This is a genomic window from Streptomyces sp. W16, from assembly GCF_033194735.1.
Classification (GTDB): Bacteria; Actinomycetota; Actinomycetes; order Streptomycetales; family Streptomycetaceae; genus Streptomyces.
In genome coordinates, this window is sequence record NZ_JAWOAI010000486.1 from 1 (window position 1) to 7,374 (window position 7,374).

Below are 7,374 nucleotides of genomic sequence, written 5' to 3' on the forward strand. Positions count from 1 at the left end.
CGTGCCGAGATCGCGTCCAGCGTTCCGGACCCCGACACCTCACCGGGCGGGACGGGGCCCGGCACGGGGGCGTTGCCCAGGCGCGTGCGCCAGGCCAACCTGGCCCCGCAGCTGAAGAAGGACCCCGAACGGCACACCGCGAGCCCGGCGGAGGTCGAGGAGCGCGACGCCGACGAGGTACGCAGCCGCATGGCCTCACTCCAGCGCGGCTGGCAGCGCGGCCGTGAGGAGAACGCCGAGGGCGACGACGTCCAAGGCGGCACAGCACAAGGAAATAAGGGGGACGGTCGATGACCGCACCAAAGGCGACCGGCCACGACACGACCGACCAGCGCGGGCTGAACTGGCTCCTCGACGACCTCGTCGAGCGCGTCGCCAGCATCCGCAAGGCGATCGTGCTCTCCGGTGACGGCCTGCCCACCGGCGTGTCCCAGGATCTGACCCGCGAGGACAGCGAACACCTGGCCGCCGTGGCCTCCGGCTTCCACAGCCTCGCCAAGGGCGTCGGCCGTCACTTCGAGGCGGGCAGCGTACGGCAGACCGTCGTCGAGCTCGACGAGGCCTTCCTGTTCGTGACGGCCGCCGGTGACGGCAGCTGCCTCGCCGTCCTCGCCGACGCGGACTCGGACGTCGGACAGGTCGCCTACGAGATGACACTGCTCGTGAAGCGGGTCGGTGTGCATCTCGGTGCCGCTCCGCGCACCGATCTGTCCTCCGGCGGGTAGTGAAGTGACATGAGCAGAGACGGTCAGGGAAGAGGCCACTGGTTCGACGACGAGGCCGGACCGGTCGTCCGTCCGTACGCAATGACGCGCGGCCGTACCACCAGTGCGGCACAGCACCGCCTCGACCTGATCGCGGTGGTGATCGCGGAGTCCCGTGCGGAGGACTCCGAAGCGGACCAGGCGCTGTCCCCGGAACACGTGGACATCGTCGGTCTGTGCCGTGACGCCCCGCAGTCGGTCGCCGAACTCGCCGCCGAACTCGACCTGCCCATCGGCGTGATACGCGTCCTGATCGGAGACCTCGTGGACGAGGAACTGGTCCACGTCTCGCGTCCCGTACCCCCTGCCGAGCTGGTGGACGAGAGTATTCTGCGCGACGTGATCAGCGGCCTCCGGGCACTGTGAGCGGCGCGGAACCTGAGTAAAGACGTGACTGGCCGGTAGTTCCAGGTGGAGATCTCGCCGCCCAGTGAGGCGGGCTCCCTGAACCGACCCCCTTCAAGCAGGAGAAGAGACCGATGATCTTCGGGCGTTCTGAGCGCGGCAAGCCTCCGGTCGAGCCCGTCACGCTCAAGATCCTGGTGGCCGGCGGCTTCGGCGTGGGCAAGACCACCCTCGTCGGCGCGGTCAGCGAGATCAGGCCGCTGCGCACGGAGGAACTGCTCACCGAGGCAGGACGTCCGGTCGACGACACCAGCGGTGTGGAGGGCAAGCACACCACTACTGTGGCCATGGACTTCGGCCGTATCACCCTGCGCGAGGACCTGGTGCTCTACCTGTTCGGTACGCCGGGTCAGGAGCGGTTCTGGTTCATGTGGGACGAGCTCTCCGAGGGCTCGCTCGGCGCCGTCGTACTCGCCGACACCCGCCGCCTGGAGGACTGCTTCGCCGCCCTCGACTACTTCGAGCGGCGCTCCATACCCTTCGTCGTCGGCGTCAACTGCTTCGAGGGCGCCTCCCGTTACCCGGCCGAGGCCGTACGGCAGGCCCTGGACCTCGACCAGGACGTACCGCTCATGCTGTGCGACGCGCGCGACCGGTCGTCGGTCAAGGAGGTCCTCATCGAGGTCGTCCAGCACGCGATGGCCTACGGTGCGAAGCGCCGCCAGAGCGTCACCAGCTGACAGGGCGTCACCAACCGGCAGGCGGGCGCGGCCCGTACCCTCGCCGACCGGGGTACGGACCGCGGCCCGTGGAACGACGCACGCGCGTGTGCCTCTTCGGCCGGGCACGCGCGTGTGCCTAGTTGTCGCCCTCCTCCAGCCAGCCGAAGCTCTTCTCCACGGCCTTGCGCCAGTTGTGGTACTCGCGGTCCCGCACCGAGGACTCCATGGACGGCGTCCACTCGACGTCCTTCTGCCAGTGCGACTTCAGCTCGTCCAGGTCGCTCCACACTCCGGTGGCGAGCCCGGCCGCGTAGGCGGCGCCCAGGCAGGTCGTCTCGGAGACCTTGGGCCGGATCACCGGTACGTCGAGCACGTCCGCCTGGTGCTGCATCAGCAGGTTGTTCTTGGTCATGCCGCCGTCCACCTTCAGGGTGGTGATCTGCACCCCGGAGTCCTGGAACATGGCGTCCACGACCTCCCGCGTCTGCCAGCTCGTCGCCTCCAGCACCGCGCGCGCGAGGTGCCCCTTCGTGACGTACCGGGTCAGCCCGGTGACGACACCGCGCGCGTCCGAGCGCCAGTAGGGGGCGAACAGGCCGGAGAACGCGGGCACGATGTACGCGCCGCCGTTGTCGTCCACGCTCGCGGCCAGGGTCTCGATCTCGTCGGCGCTGCGGATGATGCCGAGTTGGTCCCGGAACCACTGAACGAGCGCGCCCGTCACGGCTATTGACCCCTCCAGGCAGTAGACCGGCGCCTCACTGCCGATCTTGTAGCCCATCGTCGTGAGGAGCCCGTTCTTCGAAGGCACCGGCCGGTTCCCGGTGTTGAGCAGCAGGAAGCTGCCCGTGCCATAGGTGTTCTTGGCCGTGCCCACGTCGTAGCAGGCCTGCCCGAACACGGCCGCCTGCTGGTCGCCCAGGGCCGACGCCACGGGCACGCCCACGAGTTGGCCGACCGCGGTGCCGTAGACCTCGGCCGAGGACTTGATCTCGGGGAGGATCGCCTCGGGCACGTTCATCGCGGAGAGGATGGACGGGTCCCACTGGAGGGTCTCCAGGTTCATCAGCATGGTGCGCCCGGCGTTCGTCACATCGGTGACGTGCCGGCCGCCGTCGGTGCCGCCGGTGAGGTTCCAGATCAACCAGGAGTCGATCGTCCCGAAGGCGATCTCGCCGCGCTCGGCCCGGTCCCTGAGACCGGGCACGTTGTCGAGCAGCCAGGCCGCCTTGGGCCCGGAGAAGTAGCTGGCGAGCGGAAGGCCGGTCTGTTCGCGGAACCGGTCGGGCCCGTCCGAGCCGCCCAGTTGCTTGCACAGGGCCGCGGTGCGGGTGTCCTGCCACACGATGGCGTTGTGCACGGGTTTGCCGGTGGCGCGGTCCCAGAGGACCGTCGTCTCACGCTGGTTGGTGATGCCGAGCGCGCTGAGCTGGTCGGCGCGCAGTCCGGCCTTGGCGATCGCCCCGGCGACCACCGCCTGCACCTTGGACCAGATCTCGGTGGCGTCGTGCTCCACCCAGCCCGGCTTGGGGAAGATCTGGCGGTGCTCACGCTGGTCGACGGCGACGATCGCGCCGTCCTGGTTGAAGACGATGCAGCGGCTGGAGGTGGTGCCCTGGTCGATTGCGGCGACGAACTTGTCCGTCATGACGACCCCTTTGTCGTTTCCTTCAGATCCTTCAGGTCCTTCAGAGGGCTGCTTTCGGAAGACTTCTCGAAGACTGTTGTCGCAAGGCCGTGTTCAGAAGGCCGCGTTGAAGATGACTCCGGCGAGCGCCCCGCCGATCAGCGGCCCCACCACCGGGATCCACGCGTAACCCCAGTCCGAAGTCCCCTTGTTGGGGATCGGGAGCAGCGAGTGGACGATGCGGGGACCCAGGTCACGGGCCGGGTTGATGGCGTACCCGGTGGGCCCGCCGAGCGACAGACCGATACCGACCACCAGGAACGACACGACCAGCACGGCCGTACCGGACTCGCCCAGTCCCTTGGTGAGCCCGAAGGCCAGGATCGGGAGGACCAGCGCGATGGTCGCGATGATCTCCGTCATCAGGTTCGCCACGACATTGCGGATCGTGGGCGTGGTGGAGAAGATCCCGAGGGTGGGCTGCGCCATCTCCTCCTCGGCGTTGGCCTGGAACTGCGCGTAATAGACCAGCCAGCACAGCACCGCGCCGAGCATGGCGCCGACCATCTGCCCGGCGATGTAGAGCGGGACCTTGTCCCACTTCCCGGTGTCGATGGCGATGCCGATCGTCACCGCCGGATTGAGCTGCCCGCCGGACAGCGGCGCGGCCGTGTACGCCCCGGCCATCACGCCGAAGCCCCATCCGAAGGCGATGACGATCCAACCGGAGTTCTGTGCCTTGGAGTAGTTCAGTACGACGGCGGCGACCACGCCGGCGCCGAAGAGGATCAGGATCGCGGTGCCGATGACCTCACCGACGAATATGTCTCCGTTGCTCATGGCGGCTCCTAGGCCCTGGCCCGGGACGGTCGGCCCCGGTCCTCCGTGCAGGGTGCGGTTCCCTTGGCGACTTCAGCCGAAGGCAGGGAGGGTCCCGAGCCCCGCCCGGCGTCCGTGACGAGCGTGCCGTCGCAGCCGAGATCGCCCGTGGGGGAGTGGGCCTGAGCGCGGGCGCAGCCCGCGCGGCGCAGTGCCTGGTACGCCGAGAATGTACGGCGATGTCGACCGACACCGGGAAGTGTTCACCGGTGCTGAAGGAGCGTCAAGGTCGCGGACGCCAACGGTGACACCCGCCCTGACGGCCCCTGGAGCCCCGCAGGGAGCCGCCGGATCCGCTCAGTGCCCGTGCGACTCCGCCGCCGTGCGGGAGGCCTGTACGGGCGCCGTGGGGGCGCCGCGCAGGATCTCGTACTCGCCCAGCCCCGCCCGGCCCAGCACCCAGCTCGTGCCGTCCAGCGCCTTCGCCGCCTTCTTCAGCGGCGCAAGCGACGCCGCCGCCTGCCGGTGGTCGGCCACACTGCCCGGCACGCACACCACGGTGGCCAGGGACAGCGTCACGGCCCTGCCGCCGGCCGCCCAGGGCGCCTCCAGCACGGCGGCGGCCAGCGGCTCCAGCCCCTCCGGATCGGTGAGCACCAGGAAGTCGTCCCCGCCGATGTGCCCCACGCGTGTGTGCCCGGACGCCGTCAGCTGCAGCGCCCGTCCGACCGAGCGGATCAACTCGTCGCCCGCCGCGAAACCGGCCCCGTCGTTGACCTGTTTGAAGTGGTCGACATCCAGCCAGCTCAGGGCGAAAGTCCGCCCGTCCGCGATCCGCCGGTCCACCTCACCGGTGATCGCGTCCGAACCGGGCAGCCTGGTCAGCGGATTGAGGCCCGCGGCCTCCTCCACTCGCGTCTCGGCCAAGGCCCGCACCAGATCCGCGAGCCGCACGACACCGACGCACCGCCCGTAGCGGTCGACCACCGCCACATCGTCCGACGTACGGTCCGGGTCGCCGACCGCGACCACGTCCAGAACCTCCCAGGCGGTCGCGTCCACGCCGACCGTCCGCGGCACGTCACCGAGCCTGGCCGCGGGCCGGTCGGCGTACAGGGCGTGGCCGTAGCGCCCCGACATCGACAGCAAGAAGCGGGACCGGTGCACCGAGCGGACCGGCACCCCGGCCCGGTCCACGAGCACCACTCCGGAGACATCGGGCGAGCCGGTCAGCAGCGCCCGCACCTGGCCGGCGGACGCGGTGTCGGGCAGCAGTGCGGCCGGCCGCACGAACTCCCGTACCCACGGGCCCGACGGCGGCGTCATCGCGAGACCGGGGGCGCGTGGCGGAACGTATACGTCCGCCGCCGGAATCCGCGTCGGCGGCGCGAACAGCTCGCCCTGCGCCAACTGGGCCCCGGCCGCCCGCGCCTGCGCGCACTGCGCCTCGGTCTCCACCCCCTCCACGGACAACAGGGCGCCCAACTGCTCGCACAGGGTCCGCATGGCGCGCACCGCGGCCGGCCGCTCCAACAGCGAGGCGTCGAGCTTCACCAGGTCGGGCGCGAGATCCGTGAGCAGCCGCAGGGGTACGTCACCGTCGCCGACGCCGTCGGCACTGATCCGGAACCCCTGGCCGCGCAGCGCGGACACCGCCTCCAGGAGCGCCCGTCGCGGCACGTGCGTGAACGGCGGGACGATGTCGACCGTCACCTCCCACGGCAGCCGTCCCGCCTCGCGGACCGCGCTGTGCAGTGCGGTGAGCCCGCCGAGGTCGGCGAGGGTGCCGGCGAACACATTGATGTGCAGCGGCAGCAGCGTCTCCCTGCGGGTGGCGGCGCGGACCGCCAACACGGCCAGCTTGCCGTCGAGTTCGGGATCGCGGCGGGCCTCGGCCAGGATGTCGCCGGTCTCCGGGCGGACGAGTACCTCCAGGCCCGCGATTCCACCGGTGGTCAGATTGACCACCGGCTGGAAGGCGAAGCGGAGAGTATCCGTCCAGGAGCGCACGGCAGCATGATGACGCCACCGGCGTACGCCCAGGTCCAGTTCATAAGACGTTCACGCATCCTTGCGGGCCGATCGCACCGGTGGGGCGGCACTCCGCCGCTCACCGCACCGCCAGCACCGCCGACCCGTGCCCGAACAGCCCCTGGTTCGCGGTGATCCCCACCCGCGCCCCCACGACCTGCCGGTCACCCGCGTCGCCTCTCAACTGCCAGGTCAACTCGCAGACCTGGGCGATCGCCTGCGCCGGCACCGCCTCCCCGAAGGAGGCCAGCCCACCGCTCGCGTTCACCGGTATACGCCCGCCCAGGGCCGTCGCGCCCTCCCGGAGCAGCTTGGCGCCCCCGCCCTCGGCGCACAGCCCCAGATCCTCGTACCACTGCAACTCCAGAGCGGTGGACAGGTCGTACACCTCGGCCAGGGAGAGGTCCTCAGGGCCGATGCCCGCCTCCTCGTAGGCCGCGCGCGCGATCGACGCCCGGAAGGTCTCGTCCGGCGGTGCCACGGCCACCGCGGAGTCCGTGGCGATGTCCGGGAGATCCAGCACCGTGTTGGGATAACGCGGCGTCACCGTGGACACCGCCCGGATCCGCACCGGGTCCGCCGCCCCGTGCCGGCGCGCGAACTCCATGCTCGACAGCACCAGGGCGGCCCCGCCGTCCGAGGTGGCGCAGATGTCGAGCAGCCGCAGCGGATCGGCGACCACCGCCGATGCGGCGACCTCCTCGGCGGAGACCCGCTTGCGGTAGCGTGCGTACGGATTCAGCACTCCCAGGGCGGCGTTCTTCACTTTCACCTGGGCGAAGTCCTCCGGGGTGTCTCCGTAGAGGGCCATCCGCCGGCGCGCGTACAGCCCGAAGTACGTCGGGTTCGTCGCCCCGAGGACCCGGAAGCGCAGCCAGTCCGGGTCGTCGTGCCGGTCCCCGCCGGCCGGCCGGAAGAACCCCTTGGGCGCGGCGTCGGCGCCCACGACGAGTACCACGTCCGCGATCCCCGAAAGGATCTGCGCCCGCGCGGCGTTGACGGCCTGCGCCCCGGACGCGCATGCCGCGTACACGCTCGCCACCCGGGCGCCCTGCCAGCCCAGCGC

Annotated in this window: 7 protein-coding genes and 1 pseudogene; 4 read left to right on the plus strand and 4 right to left on the minus strand. The window is 70.6% G+C overall.

The features are described from left to right. From R6V09_RS41250 to R6V09_RS41265, 4 genes and pseudogenes are all read left to right on the plus strand, one after another. A pseudogene (locus R6V09_RS41250) lies at positions 1-294 on the plus strand (histidine kinase); the annotation flags it as partial. Further along, complete coding sequence (locus R6V09_RS41255) at positions 291-725, plus strand: roadblock/LC7 domain-containing protein (protein WP_093624343.1); 435 nt, start codon at positions 291-293, stop codon at positions 723-725. The pseudogene R6V09_RS41250 and the gene R6V09_RS41255, both read left to right, overlap by 4 nt. 9 nt (positions 726-734) lie before the next feature. Then, complete coding sequence (locus R6V09_RS41260; RefSeq protein WP_317886620.1) at positions 735-1,130, plus strand: DUF742 domain-containing protein; 396 nt, start codon at positions 735-737, stop codon at positions 1,128-1,130. Positions 1,131-1,243: 113 nt separating this feature from the next. Continuing rightward, entirely contained in the window at positions 1,244-1,849 is a 606-nt protein-coding gene (locus R6V09_RS41265) for a GTP-binding protein (protein ID WP_317886621.1), read from the plus strand. A 118-nt stretch (positions 1,850-1,967) separates the two neighbouring features. On the opposite strand, the gene glpK is transcribed toward R6V09_RS41265, so the two are convergent. From glpK to R6V09_RS41285, 4 genes are all read right to left on the minus strand, one after another. Next, positions 1,968-3,479 (minus strand): glycerol kinase GlpK, encoded by a 1,512-nt coding sequence (gene glpK / locus R6V09_RS41270; RefSeq protein ID WP_317886622.1) that lies wholly within the window; start codon positions 3,477-3,479, stop codon positions 1,968-1,970. A 93-nt stretch (positions 3,480-3,572) separates the two neighbouring features. Then, complete coding sequence (locus R6V09_RS41275; RefSeq protein WP_317886623.1) at positions 3,573-4,298, minus strand: MIP/aquaporin family protein; 726 nt, start codon at positions 4,296-4,298, stop codon at positions 3,573-3,575. A gap of 336 nt (positions 4,299-4,634) precedes the next feature. Further along, positions 4,635-6,287: a GGDEF domain-containing protein gene (locus R6V09_RS41280; RefSeq protein WP_317886624.1), complete on the minus strand. Its 1,653-nt coding sequence runs from the start codon at positions 6,285-6,287 to the stop codon at positions 4,635-4,637. 100 nt (positions 6,288-6,387) lie between these two features. Beyond that, positions 6,388-7,374 (minus strand): lipid-transfer protein (locus R6V09_RS41285; RefSeq protein WP_317886625.1); only part of this gene is annotated, 987 nt, incomplete at its 5' end.